The organism is Microbacterium sulfonylureivorans (genome assembly GCF_003999995.1).
Lineage (GTDB): Bacteria > Actinomycetota > Actinomycetes > Actinomycetales > Microbacteriaceae > Microbacterium > Microbacterium sulfonylureivorans.
In genome coordinates this window covers 1-24748 of the sequence record NZ_RJAD01000002.1, presented here as the reverse complement: position 1 = coordinate 24748, position 24748 = coordinate 1, and the positions used below count along the sequence as shown (strand labels likewise).

The 24748-nt window shown below is 71.4% G+C and carries 22 protein-coding genes and 1 rRNA gene; 11 read left to right on the top strand and 12 right to left on the bottom strand.

Annotated elements, in window-relative coordinates; all coding sequences use genetic code 11:
- Positions 1–7: 7 nt before the first annotated feature.
- Both EER34_RS09560 and EER34_RS09555 read right to left on the bottom strand, forming a co-directional pair.
- A complete protein-coding gene (locus EER34_RS09560) occupies positions 8–3328 on the bottom strand; it encodes an ATP-dependent DNA helicase (RefSeq protein WP_205791595.1) in 3321 nt (1106 codons plus the stop codon).
- Between the two features lie 26 nt (positions 3329–3354).
- Positions 3355–6468, bottom strand: a complete 3114-nt coding sequence (locus tag EER34_RS09555) for an ATP-dependent helicase (protein WP_240642266.1) — start codon at positions 6466–6468, stop codon at positions 3355–3357.
- 140 nt (positions 6469–6608) lie between these two features.
- Between EER34_RS09555 and EER34_RS09550 the strand changes: the two genes are divergently transcribed.
- Together EER34_RS09550 and EER34_RS09545 are read left to right on the top strand one after the other, a co-directional pair.
- A complete protein-coding gene (locus EER34_RS09550; RefSeq protein WP_127474387.1) occupies positions 6609–6833 on the top strand; it encodes a DUF3107 domain-containing protein in 225 nt (74 codons plus the stop codon).
- A gap of 11 nt (positions 6834–6844) precedes the next feature.
- Positions 6845–7135: a hypothetical protein gene (locus EER34_RS09545; protein ID WP_127474386.1), complete on the top strand. Its 291-nt coding sequence runs from the start codon at positions 6845–6847 to the stop codon at positions 7133–7135.
- A 6-nt stretch (positions 7136–7141) separates the two neighbouring features.
- Here the strand turns inward: EER34_RS09545 and EER34_RS09540 are convergent, their stop codons facing one another.
- Positions 7142–7855: a ferritin-like fold-containing protein gene (locus EER34_RS09540; RefSeq protein WP_127474385.1), complete on the bottom strand. Its 714-nt coding sequence runs from the start codon at positions 7853–7855 to the stop codon at positions 7142–7144.
- Positions 7856–8124: 269 nt separating this feature from the next.
- Between EER34_RS09540 and EER34_RS09535 the strand changes: the two genes are divergently transcribed.
- On the top strand, positions 8125–9612 hold the full coding sequence (locus EER34_RS09535; RefSeq protein ID WP_127474384.1) for a DEAD/DEAH box helicase: 1488 nt from the start codon (positions 8125–8127) through the stop codon (positions 9610–9612).
- Between the two features lie 18 nt (positions 9613–9630).
- On the opposite strand, the gene EER34_RS09530 is transcribed toward EER34_RS09535, so the two are convergent.
- Positions 9631–10545 (bottom strand): DUF817 domain-containing protein, encoded by a 915-nt coding sequence (locus EER34_RS09530; protein ID WP_127474383.1) that lies wholly within the window; start codon positions 10543–10545, stop codon positions 9631–9633.
- Between the two features lie 127 nt (positions 10546–10672).
- Here EER34_RS09530 and EER34_RS09525 point away from each other — a divergent pair, with 127 nt between their 5' ends.
- Entirely contained in the window at positions 10673–11101 is a 429-nt protein-coding gene (locus EER34_RS09525) for an SHOCT domain-containing protein (RefSeq protein WP_240642265.1), read from the top strand.
- A gap of 40 nt (positions 11102–11141) precedes the next feature.
- On the opposite strand, the gene EER34_RS09520 is transcribed toward EER34_RS09525, so the two are convergent.
- Positions 11142–12005 (bottom strand): PHP domain-containing protein, encoded by an 864-nt coding sequence (locus EER34_RS09520; protein ID WP_127474381.1) that lies wholly within the window; start codon positions 12003–12005, stop codon positions 11142–11144.
- A 74-nt stretch (positions 12006–12079) separates the two neighbouring features.
- On the opposite strand from EER34_RS09520, the gene EER34_RS09515 reads away from it, so the two are divergent.
- From EER34_RS09515 to EER34_RS09505, 3 genes are read left to right on the top strand one after another with little or no spacing between them, the layout of a single operon-like run.
- Entirely contained in the window at positions 12080–13102 is a 1023-nt protein-coding gene (locus EER34_RS09515; RefSeq protein WP_127474380.1) for an endonuclease/exonuclease/phosphatase family protein, read from the top strand.
- Between the two features lie 38 nt (positions 13103–13140).
- The gene (locus tag EER34_RS09510) at positions 13141–14568 is read left to right on the top strand and encodes an aminopeptidase P family protein (protein WP_127474379.1); all 1428 of its coding nucleotides are present in this window, start codon (positions 13141–13143) and stop codon (positions 14566–14568) included.
- Positions 14569–14570: 2 nt separating this feature from the next.
- The gene (locus EER34_RS09505) at positions 14571–16370 is read left to right on the top strand and encodes a gamma-glutamyltransferase family protein (RefSeq protein WP_127474378.1); all 1800 of its coding nucleotides are present in this window, start codon (positions 14571–14573) and stop codon (positions 16368–16370) included.
- Between the two features lie 2 nt (positions 16371–16372).
- Here EER34_RS09505 and EER34_RS09500 read toward each other — a convergent pair whose 3' ends face one another.
- Positions 16373–17053, bottom strand: coding sequence for an alpha/beta hydrolase family protein (locus tag EER34_RS09500; protein ID WP_127474377.1), 681 nt, complete (start codon positions 17051–17053; stop codon positions 16373–16375).
- The gene (locus EER34_RS09495) at positions 17053–17754 is read right to left on the bottom strand and encodes a YflT domain-containing protein (protein WP_205791545.1); all 702 of its coding nucleotides are present in this window, start codon (positions 17752–17754) and stop codon (positions 17053–17055) included. Before EER34_RS09495 ends, EER34_RS09500 begins: the two co-directional genes overlap by 1 nt.
- A gap of 40 nt (positions 17755–17794) precedes the next feature.
- Between EER34_RS09495 and EER34_RS09490 the strand changes: the two genes are divergently transcribed.
- Genes EER34_RS09490 through EER34_RS09480 form a run of 3 tightly spaced genes read left to right on the top strand, consistent with a single transcriptional unit; the run spans position 17795 to position 20762 of the window.
- Positions 17795–19084, top strand: a complete 1290-nt coding sequence (locus EER34_RS09490) for a magnesium transporter MgtE N-terminal domain-containing protein (RefSeq protein ID WP_127474376.1) — start codon at positions 17795–17797, stop codon at positions 19082–19084.
- Complete coding sequence (locus EER34_RS09485) at positions 19084–19611, top strand: DUF1003 domain-containing protein (protein WP_127474375.1); 528 nt, start codon at positions 19084–19086, stop codon at positions 19609–19611. Before EER34_RS09490 ends, EER34_RS09485 begins: the two co-directional genes overlap by 1 nt.
- The gene (locus tag EER34_RS09480) at positions 19608–20762 is read left to right on the top strand and encodes an Mrp/NBP35 family ATP-binding protein (RefSeq protein WP_127474374.1); all 1155 of its coding nucleotides are present in this window, start codon (positions 19608–19610) and stop codon (positions 20760–20762) included. The genes EER34_RS09485 and EER34_RS09480 overlap by 4 nt, the downstream gene beginning before the upstream one ends.
- A 6-nt stretch (positions 20763–20768) precedes the next feature.
- On the opposite strand, the gene EER34_RS09475 is transcribed toward EER34_RS09480, so the two are convergent.
- Complete coding sequence (locus tag EER34_RS09475; protein WP_127474373.1) at positions 20769–21158, bottom strand: twin-arginine translocase TatA/TatE family subunit; 390 nt, start codon at positions 21156–21158, stop codon at positions 20769–20771.
- Positions 21159–21230: 72 nt separating this feature from the next.
- Between EER34_RS09475 and EER34_RS09470 the strand changes: the two genes are divergently transcribed.
- The gene (locus tag EER34_RS09470) at positions 21231–21866 is read left to right on the top strand and encodes an O-methyltransferase (protein WP_127474372.1); all 636 of its coding nucleotides are present in this window, start codon (positions 21231–21233) and stop codon (positions 21864–21866) included.
- Between the two features lie 67 nt (positions 21867–21933).
- Here EER34_RS09470 and EER34_RS09465 read toward each other — a convergent pair whose 3' ends face one another.
- From EER34_RS09465 to rrf, 4 genes are all read right to left on the bottom strand, one after another.
- On the bottom strand, positions 21934–22107 hold the full coding sequence (locus EER34_RS09465) for a DUF3117 domain-containing protein (RefSeq protein ID WP_127474371.1): 174 nt from the start codon (positions 22105–22107) through the stop codon (positions 21934–21936).
- Positions 22108–22203: 96 nt separating this feature from the next.
- Complete coding sequence (locus tag EER34_RS09460) at positions 22204–23427, bottom strand: hypothetical protein (RefSeq protein ID WP_127474370.1); 1224 nt, start codon at positions 23425–23427, stop codon at positions 22204–22206.
- Positions 23409–24485, bottom strand: coding sequence for a succinyl-diaminopimelate desuccinylase (gene dapE, locus EER34_RS09455; protein ID WP_127474369.1), 1077 nt, complete (start codon positions 24483–24485; stop codon positions 23409–23411). Before dapE ends, EER34_RS09460 begins: the two co-directional genes overlap by 19 nt.
- Before the next feature lie 147 nt (positions 24486–24632).
- Positions 24633–24748 (bottom strand): 5S ribosomal RNA (gene rrf / locus EER34_RS09450).

Sequence of the window (24748 nt, the reverse complement as noted above, 5' to 3'; positions counted from 1 at the left end):
GGGCGCGTCAGCCGCGCAGCACGAGGTCTTCGGCGACGTAGTACAGCGCGACGTCGATCTGGTCCAGAGGGACGCCGTGCTTCGCGTGGTAAGCCCGCCGGTAGAGCTCGAGCTGGAGCATCCGCTCGCCTCTTTCGGCGTCGGTGCGCGGCGCCGCGCCGGTCTTCCAGTCGACGATCTCGATGCGCCCGCCGCGGTCGTCGCGCCGGTACACGGCGTCGAGCTTGCAGATCACGACGTGTGGTCGCCCGTCGAGGTCGGTCGCCGTGAAGTCGATCTCGGTCTCGACCTCGAGGGGACGCAGCGACGCCCATTCCGACGCGAGGAACCGTACCCGCAGCTCGTCGAGCGCGGCGGCGTCCTCGACCGACGACTCGGTGCCGGGGAGCTCGTCGTCGGCCTCCCACAGAGCGTCGTCGATCGACCCGCCGAGGCCGACGCCCCCCGAACGCTGCTCGACCCAGGCGTGGAACAGCGTCCCGAGGCGCGTCTGACGGAACGGGCGCTCCGGCAGCGGGCGCGCGATGGCGGCGACGGTGCCGGCGTAGTCCGCGACGAACTCCTTGTACCGCGACGCGGCGATGCGCGTGGGCGCCGCCTGGACCGACGGCTGCCGCCGCGCCTCGCGCTCGGCGATCAGGAGCGCCACGTCCGGATCGGGATCGGCGCGGGGCGCGTCGAGCGCCGCCTCGACGACCGATGCGGCGTGCTCCACTGCGGCGCGGCGCGATCCGAGGGGGTCGATGGGCCACTGCATGACCCGCCGCTCGCCCAGGTAGGGGTTGTCGCCCGGCTCGTCGAGCGGAACCTCATGTCCGAGCGCCTCGGCGATCTCCGCGTAGAACGTGCTGCGCTCGCGCGCGCGCTTCGTGCCCGACCAGCTCGAGCCGGTGAGGAGAAGGTGATCGCGCGCCCGAGTGACGGCGACGTAGGCCAGACGGCGGTCCTCGGCGAGCTGGCGCGCGCGGTTCGCCGCCACGAAGTCCTCGAACGCGGACTTGAGCTCCTGCTGCGTCTCGGCCCCCCGCCACCCCAGTTCGGGAAGCCAGGCGGAGTCGCCGCGGAAGGCGTACGGGAGCACGCCGAACCCGAGCCAGCCCTTCGTGTCGCGCGGCGCGCTGGGCAGTTCGTCCTTCACGAGGCGCACCACCGCCACGGCGTCCCACTCGAGGCCCTTCGAGCCGTGGATCGTCAGCAGCTGGACCACGTCGTCTTCGGGGGGCTCGGTGCGGGGCGCGAACTCGTCGAGCTGCTCGGCGTGGTCGAGCCACGCGAGCAGGCTCGGGAGCGATCCTGACTCGTCGGCCGCGAGGAACGCATGCAGCTCGTCGACGAACGCGCGCAGCTGCGCCGAGGCGATGCGGGCGGGACCGCGGGCCTCATTCGCGGCGAGCTCGACATCGAGCCGCAGCTCGATCTCGACCAGGCGGACGAGCTCGGGGATCGGCATCCCCACCGCCTGCCGCAGACCCGCGAACACGGCACCCGCCTCACGGAGTCGCTCGCGCGCTTCCGCGGTGAACGCCGCGAGCCAGCCGTGATCGGGCTTGTGCCGCAGCACGAAATCGAGCGCGTCGACGAGGGAGCCGTCGTCGTCTCCGGCTCCCGAGCGGATCTGCTCCACGATCTCGGGTGCAAGCGGCTGCAGGGCCGCGTCGTGCCGGGCGATGCGCCGGGCCAGCGCCGCGAGCTCGCGCAGGTCGGGGAGGCCGATCGACCAGCGCGGTCCTGACAGCAGCCGGATGAGGGCCGACCCGGCACCGGGGTCGCTCACGACGCGCAGCGCGCTCACGACATCGACCACCTCCGGGGTGGAGAGGAGTCCGCCGAGCCCCAGGATGCGGTGCGGGATGCCGCGTCGGCCCAGCGCATCTCCGAAGCGGACCATGTGCTTCTTGCTGCGGAACAGGATCGCGCCCGTCGTGGAAAGGCCGGCGCGCGCCCGTTCGCCTCGGACCCGGCCGAACCACCCGGCGACGCGATCGGCCTCGGAGTCGAGGTCGGCCTCGAAGACCGTCTCGACCGCGCCGGACGGCGCGCCCGGGCGCGGCCGAAGCTCCTGCACGGGGACGGCGGCCGAGGCGGCGAGCGGGGCGAGCACCGCGTTGGCGGCCTTCAGGACATCGGCGCTGTTTCGCCAGCTCGTCAGCAGGGCATAGTGCGCGCAGGCGCCCGACGGCGAGAAGGCGGCCGGAAATCCCCCCAGGTTGCCCGCGCTGGCACCCCGCCAGCCGTAGATCGCCTGATGGGGATCGCCTACCGCCATCACCCCCGTGCCCGCGAAGAGCGCGGCGAGGAGGTCGGTCTGCACCACCGAGGTGTCCTGGTACTCGTCCAGCAGCACGACGCGGTAGCGATCGCGGAGCTCGTCGGCCACCGCGGTGTGGCTCGCGACGACCTCGAGTGCTCCGGCGACCTGATCGGAGAAGTCGATCACGCCGATCCGGCGCTTCTCGGCGGCGTAATCGCGGGCGAGGTCGGCCAGCAGCGCGAGCGCGCCGACCTTCTCCTCGGCCTCCGCCACGTCGGCGTAGACGACGGTGCGTGCGTTCGTCGACGGAAGCGCCAGCACGCGGCGGAACCCGTCGGGGAACGCGGCGACCTCATCGAGATCGGCGAGGTTGTCGACGCCGTCGCGGGCGATGCGCAGCGCCGCGTCGATGATGCTGCGGACGGCCTCGGCACGCCCCTCCAGGCGTGGATCGTCGGAGGCGAACACCACCCGCCGCATGAGCAGCCACGCCGCCGACTCCGAGAGCACCGCGGCCTCGGCATCCCGTCCGATCCTCACGGCGTGCTCGCGCACGATCTGGTCGGCGAAGCTGTTGTAGGTCGACACGGTCGGGCGGTGCAGCAGTGCATCGTCCTCAGCGTCCTGAGGGATCGCGCCGACCGACTCCGCGAGGGCGCGCATCGCCTCGTGCCGGGCGAGGGTCGCCCGCGCCCCCTCGCCGCCGTCGCGTTCGAGTTCGCCGAACACAGCGAGCCGCCCGTCGCCGTGGAGCCCGGGCAGCGCCGCGACGAGACCCATCCGCTCGAACTCTGCCAGGCGCGCGAGGCGGCGCTGGATCCGCTCGGCGAGCTCGCCCGCAGCCTTGCGCGTGAAGGTCAGCCCCAGCACCTCGTCGCGCCGGACGATCCCGTTCGCGACGAGCCAGACCACGCGCGACGCCATGGTCTCCGTCTTTCCGCTGCCGGCTCCGGCCACCACGAGCGCCGGCGCGAGCGGAGCCTCGATCACCGCCGTCTGCTCGTCGGTCGGCGGGAACTGACCCAGCGCGGCCGCGATGACACGCGCCGAGAGCACCGGCGGCCCCGGCGAAGGCACGGCCGGCTCGAGCAGCGACTGCGCCGTCACGACGCGCTCACCGGGCCGATCGTGTGGATGCGGCACAGCCCGTACGAGTGGTCGTCACGGCAGTGCTCCTCGTACGGCGCGGAGAAGGTGGTGCCGCGCATCGTCGAGACCGCAGCGCGGAGGCGGGACAGGAAGGCGTCGCGCCGCTCGTCGTCGAAAGGCGGCTGCCACGGCGTCGCGTAGTCCGACTTCGTCGCGGTGGGCCGCAGCACCAGGAGCTTTGCCCCGCCGGGCTCGTGACCGACGGCTTCGGGGATGGCGCCCGCTTCGAAGGCGAGCTGGTACGCGCCGAGCTGGGGGTTGTCGATCACCTTCGCGTCGGTCTGCGGCTCGCGCTTGCCGGTCTTGAGGTCCATGATCACGACAGCGCCCTCGGGCGTCAGCTCGACGCGGTCGATGTAGCCGGACAGGATCGCTCCGTGCTCGAACGCCTCGGTGTCGTCGAGCGGGATCGCGACCTCGAAGTGCGGCTCGGCGCCGATGAGGGTTCCGCCCGCGCTCTCGAACCGCCGCAGATACAGGTGGAGGCGGCGCACGAGGTCGCGTGCACGCGTCTTCTCGGCGCGATCCCTCCAGTCCGCCTCGAACGTCAGCTCGCCCCATCGAGCCTCGACCTGCTCCCACAGGCTGTCTTCGCGCGAATCCACGGCGTGCTCGAGCGCGGCGTGGATGATCGTCCCGACCCCCGCGGTCGTGCCGCCCGGGTCGCCCCCGAGGTCACTGATCACCCAGTTCAGCTCGCACTCCTCGAGCGTGTGCAGCCTCGACGGCGAGACGCGGACGTCCTCCTTGGCGAGATCGCGCAGCGGCCCGTCGGACGTCGGCCGCAGCACGCCGTACCATTCGGCGGGCGCCGCGCCGGCGACGCCCGCGTCGGCCAGCAGCGCGAGCTGCTGCGCCGCCCGCGCCGCGCTCCCGCGCCCACCGGGATCGGTGAGCACGCGCCGATGCCGCGCCACGAGGCCGCGCAGAGACAGCGGGTGGTCGACGGTGTAGCGCTCGGGGTCGGGGAAGAACTCGAAGAAGACGCTCGGCCCGCTGTCGTCGTCATCGACAGCGGTCACGATGACCCGCTCGGTCGCGCGCGACAGGGCGCGGGCCAGCAGACGCAGCTCGTCGTGCATCGCCGAGCGGCGACGGTCGAAAACGCCCAGGGCGTCGTCGGGAGCGCGGGACGCGGCATCCGCCAGCCGCCACGTCTCGAGCAGGCTCCCGCGCAGCCGGGTGTTGGGCCATACGCCGTCTTGCACGCCCGCCACGACCACGGTGTCGAACTCGAGCCCGAGGGCTCCTGCCGGGGTCAGCAGGTGCACCGTGTCGTCGCGCACCGGAGCGGCGAGGCGGTCTTCGGCGACGCCGGTGTCGAGGATGCCTCGGACGAACACGCGCGGGTCGGCGTCGAGCGATCGCTCGACGAAGCGCTTCGCGACCTGGAACAGCGCCACGAGCGCATCGAGATCGCGATTCGCCTGCTCTGCCAGTGGTCCGTGTCCGCGTGCGAGCTCCGACCAGCCGCGCTCGAGGCCGCTGCGATCCCACGCTGCCCACAGCAGCTCGTGCGCGGTCGCCCCGCGGTCGAGCTCGTCGCGGAGGAATGCCAGCGTGCGCGCCATCGCGGCGGCTCGTCGTGCCTCGCGCGTGTCGACGAGATCGAATTCGAGCGGCTGCGCCATCGCCGACAGGAGCAGGTCGCGACCGGACCGATCGCCCCCGGCCGCGAGCTCGGCGTGGCGGAGAGCCGAGCGGAGTCGTCGCAGCTCGATCGGGTCGAGGCGCCCGTACGTGCCGACCAGGGCCGTGGACACGTCGTCGAAGGTCCAGTCGTCTCGTGAAACGAGCTCGATCAGGCGCAGGAGGTCGTTCACGGGCTTGAGTGCGCCGAGCGCGCGCCCGGGACCGCTGGATCGCGCCGGCACCTCGCGCGCCGACAGCTCGGCCTCCAGCGCCGCCACCTGCCGGGTGTCGTGCGCGATGACCGCGCATCTCCCCCAGGCCACGCCGTCGTGGACGTGCCGCTCGCGCAGCAGACGCGCGATCGCGTCGTACTCCTCGGCGGGCGAACGAAGCAGAAGGGCGCGGACCGAGTCGTCGGGATCGTCGCCTGCCCCGCCGCCGCGGTGAGCCACCACGCCGACCGCGCCGATGCGCTGGGTGACCCTTCGGACGAGCTCGCCCTGCCACGCCGTGCCGCGATGGCGGGTGTCGAGGACGGACACGGCACCCAGGCTCGCCGCCAGCCTCGCGAAGTTCTCGGGCGTGGCCCCGCGGAACGACCCGGCGCCGACGTCGGGATCGCCGAATGCGAGCACCGGGATGCCTCGGCCCTGCGCCGCCTCGAGGAGCTCGACGCCACCCAGAGTGAGCTCCTGGGCGTCGTCGACGAGGATCGCTTGCACCCGGTCGATCGCCGGGATGCCGTCGGACGCGGTCCGCAGCAGGCCGACCGCCTCGCGCACCAGTCCGGCCGCGTCACGGTGGGCACCGCGCATGTCGGCGCGGACATCGAGGTACTCGGCGGCGAAGGACGCCAGCGACACCCAGACCGGCCGGTCGTGCCGAACGCCGAGGGCCCGCAGCCGGTCGGGGAGGATACCGAGCGCGGTGCACTCGGCGAGGAACGTGCGCACCTCGGTGCGGAACCCGGACGTGGAGCGGATGCTCGCGCCCAGCCAGTCCGGCCAGCGTGAGGAGCCCGTCTCGCGCTCGTCCTCGGCGTCGCCCTCGAGGAGGTCGTGGATGAGCTGATCCTCGTCGCCCCCGGTGAGCAGCTGCGGCGGATCGGCGTCGTTCGCGACCGCGTTCGCGCGCACCAGCTGGAAGGCGAACGCCGCGACGGACCGGGCGAGGGGTCCGGAGGTGGCACGGCCGATCGCGAGCGCGAGCCGATCGCGCAGGGCGGTGGCCGTCTGCCGCGACGGCGTCAGCACCAGGACGGAATCGGGGTCGACCCCCGCGTCGACGAGCGCCGTGACGCGGGCGAGGAGCGCCGTCGTCTTGCCTGTTCCCGGCGCCCCCACCACGACCCCCGAGGCGTCGCGCGGCAACGCGGCGACGGTGCGCTGCCGATCGTCCAGCGCGGTCATCGCACCGGATCCGTCCTGCAACACCATGCCCCCGACCGTAGCGCGGGCGGCCGACACCTCCGTTCGCCGACAGCGTGCAGCGTGCGGCCTGGGCGTCCGCGCCCTTGTCGTAGAGTTGCCATGCGCCCGGGAGCACCCGCCGCGCACAGCAGGAGAGAGGCAATGACGTGGAGATCCGCATCGGCATCGCGAACACCGGACGCGAACTCAACTTCGAGACGAACGAGGCCTCGGCCGACGTGAAGAAGACGATCGCGGCCGCGCTCGACGCCGGCGCCACCCACATCACGCTCGCCGACAACAAGGGGAACAACTACATCGTCCCCACCGCGAGCCTCGCCTACATCGAGCTGGGCACCGAAGAGTCGCGCCGCGTCGGCTTCGTCGCCTGATCGACCCGGCGATGCAGATCATCCTCGCCCTCATCGTGGGAGCCGCACTCGGCCTGGCGGTCCACTTCCTCGTCGCGCACCGCGGAACGCGCGGTGCCGCTGTCGCCCCGATGGTCGGCGCGCTGTCGGCCGGGCTCGTCTGGACGATCCTCACGTGGGCGGGCGTCGGGCTCGACAGCCCGTGGCTGTGGCTCTCGATGTTCGTCGTGCCCCTGGCCGTGACGTACCCGATGCTGATCGTGCTCTCGCGCGTGCGGGTCGCCCGTGACGCGGCGGAGCGCGCGCGCCTCAAGATCGGCTGACGCCGGTCAGGCCGCGAGGCCCATCGCATCCATGCGACGCGAGTGCGCGGCCATCAGCTCGGTGAACACCGGCTCGACCTTCGCCTCGTCCGCCACGCGGAGCGTGACCGGGCGCAGGGCCGCACGGGCGATGAGCAGGGTGTCGCCCACGAGGCGCCTCCCCCACAGCGCAAGCAGCGACTTCCACTCGGGCTCGCTCGCGATCGTGCGGGCCATGATGTCGACGATCGCGTCGCGATCGTCGTCGGCCTGGAGGATGCGGGCGACGCGGCGACCCGTGTCGGCATAGCTCGCAGACAGCGCCAGGTAGAAGTCGTCGAGCATTCCGGCGGTGATGTGCACCGAGAGCATCGTCTCCTGGGGCCGGACGCCGTGCGTCTCGCGACGGAATGCGTCCAGCGGCTCGCGGAAGGGCAGCATCAGGGCCGTGGGATCATCCCCCCGCTCGCGGATGAGCGCCACGAGCTCCTCGTGCTTCGTCAGGGCCGCACCGGCCGCGCGCGAGAGCGACTCCTTGTCGGACAGCTCCGGGGTCAGGGCGATGAGCTCGCTGAGGGTCTCGAAGTATCCGAGCTGCAGATAAGCGGCCTGACCGAGGAACGTGTCGATGTCGGGCGCGAGCTCCTCGAAGTCGACGCGCGTGGCGTCGCCGAGGTCCTCCCGGGATCGAAGCTGCAGCTTGCGCCCGGTGTCTTGGCGCTGCCAGAACCACTTCACCACGCGCTACAGCCTAGGGGCCCGTCGGCAGGATGGTGTTCGAGCGAGCCCATCGGCAGCCCGCAGCGCTCCCAGCGAGCTGCATCCTGGAGCGGGAAACGCGCTCTCGGACCCGCCTCCGGTATCGTGGATGCCGTCCCCGGCGTCGGATCGGGGCTCCCGCGCCTGTGGCTGAGAGAAGGCGTGGATCGCTTTTCCGCCCGCGCGACGTCGATTTCGACCGCGCCAGGGCACGGACCAGGCAGCATCTCACTGCCGGACAGGCTCACATCGTGACGACCTTCGCCGAACTCGGCGTCGACCAGGACATCGTCGACGTCCTCGCAACCAAGGGCATCGTCGATGCCTTCCCCATCCAGGAGCAGACCATCCCCCTCGGCCTTCCGGGCCAGGACATCATCGGGCAGGCCAAGACGGGCACCGGCAAGACCTTCGGCTTCGGCATCCCGGTCGTGCAGCGTCTCGGCCTCGACCCGGCCCCCGGCGTCAAGGCGCTCATCGTGGTCCCCACGCGCGAGCTGTGCGTCCAGGTCTACGAGGACATGGACATGCTCACGTCCGGCCGCGCGACGAGCGTCGTCGCGATCTACGGCGGCAAGGCGTACGAGGGGCAGATCGACCAGCTGAAGGCCGGCGCGCAGATCGTCGTGGGCACGCCCGGCCGTCTCATCGACCTCAACAACCAGCGCCTCCTCGACCTGTCGCACGCGACCGAGGTCGTGCTCGACGAGGCCGACAAGATGCTCGACCTCGGGTTCCTCCCCGACATCGAGAAGATCTTCTCGAAGGTCCCCGCGATCCGTCACACCCAGCTGTTCTCGGCGACCATGCCCGGCCCGATCGTGGCGCTCGCTCGACGGTTCATGTCGAATCCCATCCACATCCGCGCGACCGACCCCGACGAGGGCCTGACGCAGGCGAACATCAAGCACGTCGTCTACCGCGCGCACTCGCTCGACAAGGACGAGGTCATCGCCCGCATCCTCCAGGCGGACGGCCGCGGCAAGACGGTGATCTTCACCCGCACGAAGCGCGCCGCGCAGCGCCTGTCGGACGAGCTCGGCGACCGCGGATTCAACACCGCGTCCGTGCACGGCGACATGAGCCAGGAGGCGCGGGAGCGCTCCATGGCGGCGTTCAAGGCGGGCAAGAAGGACGTCCTCATCGCGACCGACGTCGCCGCGCGCGGCATCGACGTCGACGACGTCACCCACGTCATCAACCACACCATCCCCGACGACGAGAAGACCTACCTGCACCGCGCGGGCCGCACCGGCCGTGCCGGCAAGACCGGCATCGCGGTGACCTTCGTCGACTGGGACGACCTCCACAAGTGGGCGCTCATCAATCGCGCGCTCGAGTTCGGCCAGCCCGAGCCCACCGAGACGTACTCGTCGAGCCCCCACCTGTACGCCGACCTCGACATCCCGGCCGGCACGAAGGGGCGCCTCACGACCGCGCCGCGGACTCAGACGGTCAAGACGCAGGATGCCGCGCCCCGCGACGGCGCATCGTCCGAGGGCACGGCGCGACGCCGTCGGCGCCGCGGCGGGTCGGGCGAGGCGCAGACGACGGGCGATCGGCCCGCCGAGACCTCCGCTCCCGAGGTGCCCGCCGAGCACGGCTCGCGCGACGCGGCGGACGGCGGAGGCACGCACGACGGCACCGGCCGGGAGCACCACGACGGCAACGCCGCGCCGCGCCGCCGTCGCCGCCGCCGCGGCGGCTCGCGCGGCGGCGCTCCGGTCGCGGGAGCCTGACGCTCGGTCTCCCCGGGGTCAGCTCGACTCCGGGGCGACCGCCCTCTCGCCCTCGACGCCGTCCTCATCAGGCTCCTTCTCGGCCCGGGTCGGCGGCCGGGGCGGGTACACCCACGCCACGAGCACGACCGAGATGATCATCAGCAGGAACCACGACACGAGCTTCGTCGGCGAGACCGGCTGCCAGCCCGCGAGCTGGTCCGGATAGGCCCAGGCACCCGCCCACGTGGCGATGTTCTCGGCGAGGTAGATGAAGGCCGCCACTCCCGCGAACGCGGCGAGCAGCGGCATCCGGATCACGGCGCGCCACACCCTTGCGTACATGACGGTGCGCGCCCACAGCACCGCGACCGCGATGAGGAGCGCCCATCGCGCATCCCACCACCAGTGGTGCGTGAAGAAGTTCGCGTAGATGGCCGCCGCGACGATCGCCGTGAGCCAGCGCCGCGGATAGCGGACGAACCCGAGGTCGAAGAGGCGGTACACGCGCACCATGTAGGAGCCGACCGCGGCGTACATGAAGCCGCTGAACAGCGGCACTCCGCCGATGCGCAGGACACCCTCCGCCGCGTACATCCACGACCCGACGTCGGTCTTGAACAGCTCCATCGCCGTGCCGGTCAGGTGGAACAGCACGATGACCCACAGCTCGCGCCCGGTCTCGAGCCGTGTCGCGATCATCGCGACCTGGATCCCGATCGCGGCGAGCGTGAGCAGGTCGTTCGGCGCCAGGGCCGCGTCCTCCGGGTACCAGAGGCGGACGGCGACGATCACGACGAGCAGCGAGGCCCCGAAGAGGCACGCCCAGGCCTGCTTGAGGAGGAACACCCCGACCTCGACGAGGACGGCCCGGACGCCGGTGGCGGGGGCGTCGGCGAGGAGTGCGTGAGCAGCGCGATCGATCCGTCGTTCGAGACGGGTCGGCTGACGCATCCCACGACGCTAGCCGACTCGGCGTGTCATCTCGCGCAATGGCGTGATCACCGGCCGATCCACGCGCTATCGTGAGCGCAGGCGACGCATGTCGCGCCGCCACCTCGCATTCAGAAAGGCACACATCGTGCGATTCATCGACGCCGCCACGACCGGCTACGAGTACCAGGGGTTCTGGGGTTCCATCGGGGACATCATCTGGTGGTTCCTCTGGGTCTTCGTGTTCGTCGCCTACCTGTTCGCCCTGTTCGCCGTGATCGGCGACCTGTTCCGCGACCACAAGCTCAGCGGCTGGTGGAAGGCCGTGTGGATCATCTTCCTGATCTTCGTCCCCTTCCTCACCCTGCTGGTCTACCTGATCGCGCGCGGCAACGGCATGGCCAAGCGGGGCGCGGCCGAGGCCCAGCAGCTCCAGGCGGCCCAGGACTCCTACATCAAGTCGGTCGCCGGCGGTGCCAGCGCCACCGACGAGATCGCCAAGGCGAAGGCGCTCCTCGACGCGGGCACCATCACCCAGGCGGAGTTCGACGCCATCAAGGCCAAGGCCCTCGCCTGAGGCATCCGCTTCACCGCACGGCAAGCGCCCTCGTCCGCCCTCACGGGTAGACGGGGGCGCTTCCCTTCGCCGTCTCGATGATGCGCGCCACCATCGCGGCGGAGGTGGTGTTCTCACCCGGCTGGTTCGGCTTGCCGAGGCCGTGGTAGTCGCTGGAGCCCGTCACGATCAGGTCGCGCTCGTTGCAGAGCCGGCGGAGGGTGCGGATGCCCGACGCGAGGTTCTCGCGGTGGCCGAGCTCGAATCCGCCCAGGCCCGCGGCGAGCATCCGCTCGAGCAGCGGCATCGGCAGGAGGCCGGCTCGCCCTGCGGGGTGGGCGATGATCGGCACTCCCCCGGCGCCGGCGACGAGACCGACCGCGGTCACCGGATCGGGCGCGTAGAGCGCGACGTAGTAGTCGCCGCGAGGGCTGAGGATGCTCGAGAACGCCTCCGCCCGGTCGCGCACGAGACCGCGCGCCACGAGGGCGTCGGCGATGTGCGGCCGGCCGACCGTGGCCCCGTCCGTCGTCTGGGCGACGATGTCGTCCCACCCGAGGTCGTAGTCGCGGGAGATGCGGTCGGCCATCAGCCGGGCGCGATCCAGCCGCGAGGAGCGGATCCGCTCAGTCATCGCCCGCAGGTCCGGGTCGTCGGGGTCGACGAGGTAGGCGAGCACGTGGACGCTCCGCCACTCGTGGCGCGCCGACAGCTCCATCCCCGGGAGGAAGGTGATGCCGAGGGATGCCGCAGCCTCCGCCGCCTCAGCCCATCCCGACGTCGTGTCGTGGTCGGTGAGCGCGGCCGTGCGCAGACCGTGCCGATGTGCCGCGGCCATCACCTGGGCGGGAGATTCGGTGCCGTCGGAATGGACGGAATGCATGTGCAGGTCGCTCGGCCCCTCGAAGCGCTGGCGTCCTGACATCCTTCGAGGTTAGCGCGGCGACATGCGGGCCGGTGCGGACGGATCTCCCAGCCTGCTCGCATAGAGTCGCCGTCGTGCTTCGCCTGTTCGGGATCCTCGTGACCGTGCTCTGCGCGATCGCTGCGGCCGTGCTCACCTGGCCGGGATTCTTCCGCGTGGAGCGCATCTACCCCGTCGCTCAGATCGTGTCGTTCCGCGGACTGCTCGCCGGCGCGTTCGCCATCGCGCTCCTCCTCGCGCTCCTCCTCGCGCTCGCCCGGCCGATCCGTGCGTTCGCCCTCTCGCTCGCGATCGTCGCGGGGATCGCGGCCGTCTCCAACGGCGCGATCCTGCTGAGCCGCGGCGGCTTCGGGACCGATGCGCTTCCCGCGAAGACCGACGCCGCGGTCCGCGTCATGACCTGGAACACCGCGGGACCTGCCACCCCGCCCGACACGATCGCCAAGATCGCCGTCGCGATGGATGCCGACATCGTCGCCCTGCCCGAGACCACGATCGAGACCGGCGAGAAGGTCGCCATCGCGATGCGCGAGCTCGGACACCCGATGTGGGCGCATCACGCCGAGGACCCCTCGACGGAGTGGGACGCGGGATCGACGACGCTGCTGATCGCGCCCGAACTCGGCGACTACGCCGTGATCGAGTCGTCCGCCAACGGCACGAGCAACACGTCGACGGTCCCGAGCGCGGTGGCGATGCCGACCGACGGTGAGGGGCCGATCGTCGTCGCAGCGCACGCCGTCGCGCCGCGCGCGAGCTACATGCAGGAGTGGCGCGACGACCTGCAATGGCTCGCCGACCAGTGCGGCGAGGCCAACGTCATCATGGCCGGCGACTTCAATGCGACCGTCGATCACATGAGCGGGCTCGGAGTCGACGGCGGCACCCTCGGGCAGTGCGACGACGCCGCGATCGCGACGGGAAACGGCGCGGTCGGCACCTGGTCGGCCGAGATGCCGGCGCTGCTCGGCACGCCGATCGACCACGTGATGGCCTCGGCGCACTGGGAGGCGACCGGCTCCATCGTCCTGCGCTCCATGGACGAGTCCGGATCCGACCATCGCCCGCTCATCGTGCAGCTGGAGCCTGTGGACTGACCCTCCAGCGTGTCGCCCTCGCGTGTCAGACTGGAAGCATGAGCACCACAGGCGAAAGCGACACGATCGCGGAGACCCCCGCCCAGGCGACGACCTCGACGAGCACGAATCGACGCCAGCCGTACGGCCAGGGCTTCCTCGACACGATCTCCGAGGGCTGGGCCGAACGACCCGAGTCGACGCCGCCCGCCCGCGCCCAGGCGGCGTACGCCGCCGCACGCCGCGCCGCGGTGTCGGCCGCGTTCCCCGGCAAGCGGCTGCTCGTTCCCGCCGGTGAGCTCAAGCAGCGCAGCAACGACACCGACTACCCGTTCCGCGCCCACTCCGCCTTCTCGCACCTGACCGGGTGGGCCTCCGACGCCGAGCCCGGATCGGTCCTCGTGTTCGAGCCGCGCGACGGCTCCGACGGGCACGACATCACGCTGTACTTCCGCGAGCGGGCCGACCGCACCACCGCGGAGTTCTACTCGGACGCCTCGATCGGCGAGTTCTGGATCGGACCGCGTCCCGCGCTCGCGGGAGTGGCGGCCGATCTGGGCGTCGCGACCGCACACATCGACGACCTCGAGCCCGGCGACGACGACCTCGTGCTCGACGAGGACGAAGACCTCACGCGTTTCGTGTCCGAGCTCCGCCTCGTGAAGGACGAGTACGAGGTCGCGCAGATGCAGCTCGCGGTCGACGTCACCGCCCGCGGATTCGACGACATCGTCGCGAACCTCCCCGGCATCGTCGCCCACCCGCGCGGAGAGCGCATCGTCGAAGGCGTGTTCCACCAGCGCGCCCGCAGCGACGGCAATGCCGTCGGCTACGACACGATCGCGGCATCCGGCCCGCACGCCTGCTACCTCCACTGGACCCGCAACGACGGCGCCGTGGTCCCCGGCGACCTGATCCTCGTCGACGCCGGCGCCGAGGTCGACAGCCTCTACACCGCCGACATCACCCGGACGCTCCCCGTGAGCGGCACGTTCACCGAGATTCAGCGCCGCATCTACGAGACCGTCCGCGAGGCGGCCGACGCCGCCTTCGAGGCGGCGAAGCCCGGCGTGAAGTTCCGCTCCGTCCACGAGGCGGCGATGCAGGTCATCGCGCGTCGCGTCGCCGAGTGGGGACTCCTGCCGGTCACGGCCGACGAAGCGCTCGACGCCGACAAGGGCGGCCATCACCGCCGCTACATGGTGCACGGCACGAGCCACCACCTGGGCATCGACGTGCACGACTGCGCCCAGGCCCGTCGCGACATGTACTACGACGGCCCGCTCGAACCCGGCATGGTCTTCACGATCGAGCCCGGCCTGTACTTCCAGATCGACGACATCACCGTGCCCGAGGAGTACCGGGGCATCGGCGTGCGCATCGAGGACGACATCCTCATGACCGCCGACGGACCCGTGAACCTCTCCGCCGGCATCCCGCGGACGGCCGACGAGGTCGAGGCCTGGATCGCCCGGCTCTCCGCCTGAGCGTGGCCTACACACCGCCGCCGTCGTTCACGACGCGCCCGACCCTGTCGGGCACCTTCGGCATGTCGGCGTCGACCCACTGGCTGGCGACCGCCACGGCGCAGTCCGTGCTCGAGCGCGGCGGGAACGCCTTCGACGCCTCGGTCGCGGCGGCCTTCGTCCTCCACGTGGTCGAGCCGCACCTGAACGGTCCGGGCGGCGATCTCGTGGGCATCTTCCAGGCGGCGGATGCCTCGTCCCCGACAGTCCTCATGGGCCAGGGACCGGCCCCGGCGGCGGCGACCGCCGAGCACTACCTCGCCGAGGGGCTCGAGCTCGTCCCGGGCTCCGGCGCGCTCGCCGCGGCGGTGCCCGGCGCCGTAGACGCCTGGCTCCTGCTCCTGCGCGACCACGGCACGTGGGAGCTCGGCGACGTCCTGGGATATGCGATCGGCTACGCCCGCGACGGGCACCCGATCGTCCGGCAGGCCGCGGCGACCATCGCACGCGTCGCGCAGCTCTTCACGGAGGACTGGACGACGTCGCGTGATCTGTGGATGCCCGGCGGGGCGCCGCCGGCACCTGGAGACGTGGTGCGCAACCCGGCGTACGCCGCCGTGCTCGACGCGCTCGTGCACGCGTCGTGCACGGTTCGCGACGACGGTCCCGTCGGCCGAGCCGCCCGGATCGATGCGGCGCGACGCGAGTGGAAGTCGGGGCGGATCGCGCAGGAGGCTGCGGCGTTCGCCGCTCTCCCCCACCGGCACTCGACCGGTGGAGTGCACGCCGGCGTGATCACCGAAGAGGACTTCGCCGCGTTCGACGCCGGGTACGAGGCTGCAGTCACGCGGGAGTTCCGCGGTCGCACGGTCGCCAAAGCCGGCGCATGGACGCAGGGGCCCGCCCTGCTGCAGACCCTCGCGCTGCTCGAGCCGTTGGCCGACGATCTGCTCGACCCGTCGCAGGAGGCCGGCGCGCACACGATCCTCGAGGCCCAGAAGCTCGCCCTCGCCGATCGCGATGCCTGGTTCGGCGACGCCGATGTCGACCTCGATGCGCTCCTGTCGGACGACTACCTCGATCGGCGTCGCGCGCTGATCGGCGAGGAGGCGTCGGCCGAGTTCCGGCCCGGCGACCTGCCCGGCAGGGCGACGTTCCGCCCGCCCCTGCGCACCGGTGTCGGTCGCGTCTCCGCGTCGAGCGGCGAGCCGACGGTCGCACGCAACGGCGAGACGCGGGGAGACACCTGTCACCTCGACGTCGTCGACCGCTGGGGGAACATCGTCTCCGCGACTCCTTCGGGTGGGTGGCTGCAGTCGTCCCCGGCGATCCCGTCGCTGGGCTTCTGCCTCGGCACTCGCCTGCAGATGACGTGGCTCGAGCCGGGGCATCCGTCCTCCCTCGTCCCGGGTCTCCGCCCGCGCACCACGCTCACGCCGACGCTGGTGCTGCGCGACGGCGCACCCGAGTTCGCGATCGGCTCCCCCGGCGGAGATCAGCAGGACCAGTGGCAGCTGCTCGTCCTGCTCCGCATGGTGGTCGGCGGCTACTCGCCGCAGGAGGCCATCGACGCGCCGTCGCTGCACACGACGGCGATGCCCGAGTCGTTCTGGCCGCGCACGTGGACGCCCGCCGGCGCCGTGGTCGAGGACCGCCTCGGCGACGACGTCATCGATCGACTCGAGCGGCGCGGCCACGTCGTCACGCGCGCGGGGGACTGGGCGCTCGGCCGCGTCTCGGCGGTCGGCCGGGATGCCGCCACCGGCGTGGTCTGGGCGGCGGCCAACCCCCGCGGGATGCAGGGCTACGCCGCCGGGCGCTGAGCCTACGACCGACGGCGCATCCAGGCGGCGACGAGCGGAGCCAGCTCGGCGCCGATCTCTTCGGCGGGGCGCTTGCGGCCCTTCACCTCGAACGAGTGTCCTCCGCCGTCGATCCACAGGATCTCGGCGTCCCGGCACGAGGCGACGGCTTCTTCGAGCTGCGCGAGCGGCTGGACGAACGGGTCGTTGCTCCCCTCGACGAACAGCTGCGGCGGCACGACGGCAGGCAGGTGGGCGACGCGTGCCTTCGCCGGATCGCCGGGAGGGTGGAGCGGATAGCCCAGGTAGACGAGCCCGCTCGGTGCGATGCGGCCCTCGGCGGCCGCCATCGACGCCATGCGTCCGCCGTAGGACTTTCCCGACGCCCAGAACGGCAGGGCGGGCTCGCGCGCGACGGCGGCGGCCTGGACCGCCTCCCACGTCGTGACGGCGTGCGCCGCGGGGCCGGGCATCCGTCGTCCAGCTTCGAGGTAGGGGAAGTTGAATCGCAGCGTCGCAACGCCTTCGGCGTGGAGGGCGCGCACGAACCCCGAGAAGAACGGATGGCGGTACCCCGCGCCTGCGCCGTGCGCGATCGCGAGCAGTGCCCACGCGTCGTCGGGCCGGCCGAGCGAGGCGGAGACCTCGACCGTGGAGCTCGGCAGTCCGACGACGACGCGCAGGTCGGTCTCGACCGCCGACATCAGCGTTCGGTCTGCTCGGGCGCGGCCGGCTCAGGCGCGGCCGGCTCAGGCGCGGCCGGCTCGACCGGGGCGCCGGCCGCCGTCGTGGCGTCGACTTCGGGCGTGGCGTCGGCGCCGCTCCCGGTCGCCTCCTCTTCCTCGGCGGGTGCGACGCGCTCGCCGTAGCGGGGCGGTTCGGGGGCCTCTTCGCGGGGAGTCCCTGGGCGCGACGCACTCATGGGCTCATCGACGGTCTGGGGGCCCAGAACCTGCCGGGCGCGGTGGATGCTGGCGGCCGTCACGGTCACCTCGTAATGATCGGCGACGACCTGCATGACCGAGGCGTAGTCGCGACGGCGCCGCACGAACGAGTAGGTGACGATGCTCAGCAGCATGCCGATGGCGATTCCGACGAAGAGCACGCCGACGAACGCCTGGATCGGCACGGACGGCGACCCGATCACGAGGATCGCCGAGAACAGCAGTCCCAGAAGGACACCGTTGATCGCACCGGATCTGGCGGCCGATGCGTAGCCCAGACGGCCGGTCACCCGCTCGACCGAGCGCAGCCCCTGACCCACGATCGCGATGTCGCGAGCCGGGACCTCGGCGGCGATGAGGGACGAGACGGCCTTCTGTGCGGCGTCGTAGGTGGGGAAGCTGGCGATGGTCTGACCGACCTCGTCGGCGCCCTGCGGGAACCGGCCTCCGATCATGCTCATCTCCCCATCCTCCCACGGTGTCCGGGCTACGCTGGGACGCGTGAGCACGCAGAGGGTATTCGTCGCGCGCCTGTCCGGGTGCTCCGTCTTCGACCCCGCGGGCGACAGGCTCGGCAAGGTCCGCGACGTCGTCGTCATCTACCGCAAGGACGATCCACCGCGCGTGATCGGCCTCGTGATCGAGATCCCGGGCCGACGCCACGTGTTCGTCTCGATCGGACGCGTGACCTCGATCGCGATGGGACAGGTCATCACGACCGGCCTCATCAACGTGCGTCGCTTCCAGCAGCGCGGCGGCGAGGTCCGCGTCATGGCGGAGCTGCTCGGACGCAAGGTCTACCTGAACGACGGATCCGGCACCGCCGTGATCGAAGACGTCGCGATCGAGCGCAACCGACTCGGAGAATGGGACGTCGGCCAGGTCTTCCTGCGCCGGCCGCGCACGAGCGCATCCCCGTTCGCCAAGGGCCCTACGACTTTCGCGGCCTGGCAGGAGATCAGAGAGCAGCAGAACCCCGGCGAGGCCCAGTCCGCCGAGCAGCTCGTCGCGACGTATTCCGACCTGAAGCCGGCCGATCTCGCCAACACTCTGCTCGATCTCCCCGAGGACCGGCTCATCGAGGTCGCCGAAGAGCTTCCCGACGATCGTCTCGCCGACGCGCTCGAGGAGATGCCCGAAGAGGAGCAGGTCCACATCCTCGAGGCTCTCGGCGACGAGCGCGCCGCCGACATCCTCGACGCGATGGAGCCCGACGACGCGGCAGACCTCCTCGGACAGCTCCCCGAGGAGCGTTCCGAGGAGCTCCTCGATCTGATGGAGCCCGAGGAGGCGGAAGACGTCCGCGCCCTGCTGAAATACCGCCCCGACACTGCGGGCGGGCTCATGACGAGCGAGCCCATCGTGCTCTCCGCCGACGCGACGGTCGCCGAGGCTCTGGCGCTCATCCGCCGGCACGAGCTCCACCCCGCCCTCGCGGCGGCCGTGTTCGTCACCCTCCCGCCCTACGAGACGCCGACGGGCCGACTGCTCGGCACGGTGCACTTCCAGCGGATGCTCCGCTATCCCCCGCACGAGCGCCTGGGTGCGATCATCGACGACACGCTCGACCCCCTGCCGGCGTCCGCCACCGCGCCAGAGGTGGCGCGGCTTCTGGCCAGCTACAACCTCGTGTCGGTGCCGGTCGTCGACCAGGCGCACCGGCTCGTCGGCGCGGTGAGCGTCGACGACGTCCTCGACTATCTCCTGCCCGACGACTGGCGCTCCCACGGTGAGGAGATCCCGGCCCCGACGGTGCCGACCACGACCGCGAGCATTCCGAGGAGGTCGTGATGGCCCGGCAGACCAGCAAGGTGGCCCTCGACGCGCCCCGCGGCCGCTCGGGCGTGCTCCAGCGCACGCCTCAGCCGTCGAAGGATCGTTTCGGCCGCTTCTCAGAGGCGTTCGCGCGCGGGATGGGCACCTCCGGGTTCCTCATCGGGATGACGATCTTCGTCCTCCTGTGGCTGAGCTGGAACATCTGGATGCCGCCGGCGCTGCAGTTCGACCCGGCGGCGACGAACTTCACCCTGCTCACGCTGATCCTGTCGCTGCAGGCCTCGTACGCCGCGCCGCTCATCCTCCTCGCCCAGAACCGCCAGGACGACCGGGACCGCGTGCAGATCGAACAGGACCGCCAGCGCGCCGAGCGCAACCTCGCCGACACCGAGTACCTCGCGCGCGAAGTGGTGGCGCTCCGCATGGCCGTGACCGACTTCTCGGACGAGGTCGTCACGCGCGACGTGCTCCGCGCCGAACTGCGCTCGCTCCTCGACAAGCTCGAGCTCCGCAGCGACGCCGAGGACGGCGCCGCGAAATGAGCGACGCGACCGCGGACGCTGTCCGCCGCGCCGTCGACGCCGTCCTCGACCCCGAGCTGCGGCGACCCATTGGCGAACTCGACATGGTGCGCGGCGTCACGGTGACCGCGGGGCTCGCCGAGGTCGGCATCGCGCTCACGATCGTGGGGTGTCCGGCGGCAGACCGCATCACGAACGACGTGCGCTCGGCCGCGGCATCCGTACCCGGTGTCTCCGATGTCTCCCTCGACGTCGGCGTCATGTCACCGCAGGAACGCCACGCGCTCACCGAGCGGCTTCGCGGCGGTCGTGCGGTGCGCGAGATGCCGTTCGGCCCCGGCACGCTCACGCGGGTGATCGCGGTCACCAGCGGCAAGGGCGGCGTCGGCAAATCGACCGTCACCGCCAACCTCGCGACCGCACTCGCGGCACGCGGTCTGTCGGTGGGGCTGGTCGATGCCGACGTGCACGGCTTCTCCATCCCGGCGCTGCTCGGGCTGGTGGACGAGAACGGGGCCGTTCCGCAGCCCACGCGGATCGACGACCTCATGCTGCCGCCGGTCGCCTACGGCGTGAAGGTCATCTCGATCGGCATGTTCCTGCGACGCAGCGGCGGAGAGGCACCCGTCGGCGCCGTCGCCTGGCGCGGACCGATGCTCCACCGGACGGTGCAGCAGTTCCTGACCGACGTCTACTTCGGCGACCTCGACGTGCTGCTGCTCGACATGCCGCCCGGCACCGGCGACGTCGCGATCTCGGTCGGCCAGCTCCTCCCGAACGCCGACGTGCTCGTCGTCACGACCCCGCAAGCGGCCGCGTCCGACATCGCGATCCGCAGCGGACTCGTCGCCCGCCAGACCGGCCAGCGCGTGATCGGCGTCGTCGAGAACATGGCTGCGCTCACCCTTCCCGACGGCTCGACGCTCGAGGTGTTCGGCGCGGGCGGCGGGGCCTCCGTCGCCTCAGCGCTCAGCGCCGAGGGAGCCGAGGTGCCGCTCGTGGCGTCGATCCCGCTGAGTCCGGCGCTTCGCACGGACGCGGATGCCGGCATCCCGGCCGTCGTCGCTCACCCCGACGACCCGGCGTCGCGGGCGATCGAGCAGGTCGCGGCAGCGATCGTCGCCGAACCGCGCGGTCTCGTCGGGCGCTCGCTGCCGCTTCGGCCCCGGTGACGCAGGTCAGGTCGCTTCGGAGTCGAACGGCGGGGCCTCGTCGCCGCCGCGGAACGGCGACCGCACCGGCGGCGGCGGAGGCGTGCCGGTGGACGCGACGGCCGCACCCGCCTGCGCAGCCCGCACCGTGGGCACCGGCGCGTCGTCGAGCAGGGCCTCGCGGATGATCCGACGCGGGTCGTACTGCCGGGGATCGAGCGTGCGCCAGTCGACGTCGTTGAAGTCCTCGCCCATCTCGTCCGCGACCCGCGTGCGGGCGTTCGAGATCCAGTCACGCGCCTGGCGCGTGAAGCGCGCGAGGGCTTCCGCGTAGCGCGGCAGGCGCTCGGGGCCGATGATGACCGCGGCGATCACACCGATCAGCAGCAGTTTCTCAATCGTGAGCCCGAAGAACATGACAACAGGTTACCGCCGCGCCTGAGCGGGGAGCACGCCGTCCCCACGTAGGATTTGGCGCGGAGGATGTCGATGGGAGAGCAGAACGCGAATCAGCGGTTCGCCGCTGAGGCGACGATCGAGCCCGAGCACATCGCGCGGGCCCGCGCCCACGCGCTCGAGCTCGGTGCGGCGCCGATCAGTCCGCCCGTCGGCGCGCAGTGCGCGGTGATCGCCGCGGCATCCCAGGCTCTGAACATCGTCGAGATCGGAACCGGCGCCGGGGTGTCCGGGCTGTGGCTCCTGCGCGGATCGCCGCGCGCGACGCTGACGACCATCGACAAGGAACCCGAGCACCTCGGCGCCGCCCGCCAGGCGTTCGCAGAGGCCAAGATCCCCGCCGCCCGTGCCCGCTTCATCACGGGCCGCGCCGCCGAGGTGCTCCCCCGTATGAACGAGGCCTCCTACGACATCGTGCTGGTCGACGCCGATCCAGAGGGTGTCATCGAGTACGTCGAGCACGGCCTGCGCCTCGTGCGCGCCGGGGGAACCGTTCTCGTCCCGCGCGTCCTGGCCGGAGGCGCGGTCGCCGATCCCGTGCGCCGCGATGCCGTCACCACGGCTTACCGTTCGCTGATCCAGGAGACCCAGGCCTCCCCCGCCGTCATCGGCGCGCTGTCGATCGTGGGCGAAGGCCTGCTCCAGCTCACCACCGTCCCATCGGACTGATCTCGCCGCAGCGCGAACGCAGGAACGGCCGGTCCGAAGACCGGCCGTTCCGCGGAACGTAGGTGACTCAGGCGGGGCTGACGACTCCACCCAGAACGTCGTAGAGCTCCTTGGCCTCAGCGTCGTTGACGGAGACGACGAGACGACCGCCACCCTCGAGCGGCACCCGCACGATGATGAGGCGGCCCTCCTTCACGGCCTCCATCGGCCCGTCTCCGGTTCTCGGCTTCATGGCTGCCATTGCGGCTCCTTTTCATCGATGGTCTGCAAATCAAGTTTATCGTGGGCCGCGAGGACCAGGCGACTCCCTGGGGAATACGCCCTCCGAACGTCGAGATCAGGGGATCTGCCAGATCGCATTCCCGAGCGCGCACATGTTGTAGATCCACCACCACTGCCCTGCGAGACACGCGGTCAGCACTCCCACCCGCCACGGGGTCGACCGCGGCAGCGCGAGAGCTCCCCACAGCGGAGACAGCGGAACGAGGAGCCGGAAGATGCTCGACTGCGGGAAGAACACGAGCAGGAGGTACACGACATAGCTCGCGCTCCACAGCCTCACCTCGACTCCGAGGCGCTTCACCTGCGGTACGAACAGCAGGATCGCGGCGACGGCGACGACGGATGCCGCGAGGACGACATATCCGATCTCGGCGGTCATCCCCCACACGCTGCCGAACCAGAACGCGCTCGCGCTGACGAAGCCCTCGAACGGGAAGAACACGACGTCCCCGGGGATCCAATTGCGCCGCCACGACAGTTCGGTCGCGAGGTACGCCCCGCTGTCTCCCGTGACCCACCCGGCGATCAGCTGCCACGAGAACCCCACCACGACAGCGAGGAGACCCAGCGCCACGATGTGCACCACCTCTGCGGCACGCAACGGCTCGCGCCGGCGCGAGAACCAGCGCCAGATCCCGAACAGCGCCAGAAACAGCGCGAAGGCCAGGATTCCCGGCCTGGTATACGCCATGAGCGGTATCAGTGCGTAGAGCCACCCGTACCTGCGACGCAGCACGCACCACAGCGCCAGGAAGAGCCACAGCAGGAAGAGCGACTCCGCGTAGCCGACCTGGAACAGAGCAGCCAGCGGGCCGGCTGCGAAGAACACGACCGCCCACGTCGCCGCCGTATCGTCGATCTTCTCGCGCAGCAGGTGGAAGAGGACGAGGGATGCCCCGTACCCCGCGACGATCGAAACGAGGAAGGCGCCGAACACCCAGTGGCCGAACGGAAGCCCCACCAGCTTGGCGAGGTAGGGGAAGACGGGCATGAAGGCCCATTGGTTCTCGGTGACTGCCCCGTCACCGGTGAGCGGCAGCTCCGAGGGGTAGCCGACCTCCGCGACGATCCAGTACCACCGCGAGTCCCACCCGAGGACGAGGTCCCCCAGTCGCGCCTCGGGGCCGAACCGCGACTCGAACCCGGATAGCTCGGCGGCGACCAGCAGGAACGCCGTGGTCACCAGCCGTGCGATCAGGTAGATGAGGCCGATCCGCACCGCCACGCGGCCGGCGGTGACGCGCGCAGGGGCGCGGTCGGTCAGCTCCCCGTCAGCCACGCGCGCAGGCCTCGCTCGACCGCCTCGATCTGGGCGACGGGAACGCGCTCCTCGTCGTGGTGCGCCAGGTGAGGGTCGCCCGGGCCGTAGTTCACTGCTGGTACGCCGAGTGCGCTGAAGCGCGCCACGTCGGTCCACCCGTACTTCGGGCGAGGCTCGGCTCCGACGGCCGCGACGAACTCACGGGCGAGCGGAGCATCGAGCCCGGGGCGGGCGCCGACGGCCAGATCGACGACCTCCACGTCGAAGCCGGAGAACACATCTCGCACGTGCTGCGCGGCCTCGGCCGCGTCCCGGCTCGGAGCGAAGCGATAGTTCACCTCGATCTCGCAGAGGTCGGGGATGACGTTACCGGCGACGCCGCCGCCGATGCGGACCGCATTGAGACCCTCGCGGTACACGAGACCCTCCACCGGGATGTCGCGCGGGCGGTATTCGGCGAGTCGGGCAAGCACGGGAGCCGCCTTGTGGATCGCGTTCTCTCCGACCCACGCGCGCGCACTGTGCGAGCGGACGCCCTGGGTGCGCACGATGGCGCGGAGGTTGCCGTTGCAGCCTCCTTCGACCTCGCCGTTGGAGGGCTCACCGAGAATGGCGAAGTCCGCCTCGAAGAGGTCGGGGCGATTGCGCGCGAGCCTGGTCAGACCGTTGAGGTCGGCGTCGACCTCCTCGTGGTCGTACCACATCCAGGTGATGTCCACGCGGGGATCGGTGAGCTCCGCGGCGAGCTTCAGCTGCACGGCCACGCCTGCCTTCATGTCGACGGTGCCACGGCCCCAGATGTGCGATTCACCGTCGATCTCGACGTCGCGTGTGGGCACGTTCGCGTTGATCGGCACCGTGTCGATATGGCCCGCGATGGCGACCCGCTGTGCGCGCCCGTGCGACGTGCGGGCGACGATGGTGTCGCCCTCCCGGTACACCTCGAGGTGCGGAAGCGCCGACACCGCCTCGAAGATCAAGTCGGCCAGCATCGTCTCGTCACCCGAGACGCTCGGGATGTCGCAGATCGTGCGGGTGAGGTCGGCAGAGGTCGCGGAGAGATCGAGCGCCGGCATCCCCCGAGTCTACCGAGCGTGAGGGCGAGACCACCGCGTCGCTCGCTCCCGATACAGCCGGTTAACGCGGAACGCGCCGCGCCTCTCGGGCGCGGCGCGTTAACGCGAGAAGGCCACCCGGCATTGGGTGGCCTTCTCTCGAAAGAAGTCCGGCGGTGTCCTACTCTCCCACAGGGTCCCCCCTGCAGTACCATCGGCGCTGAGAGGCTTAGCTTCCGGGTTCGGAATGTGACCGGGCGTTTCCCTCTCGCTATGGCCGCCGA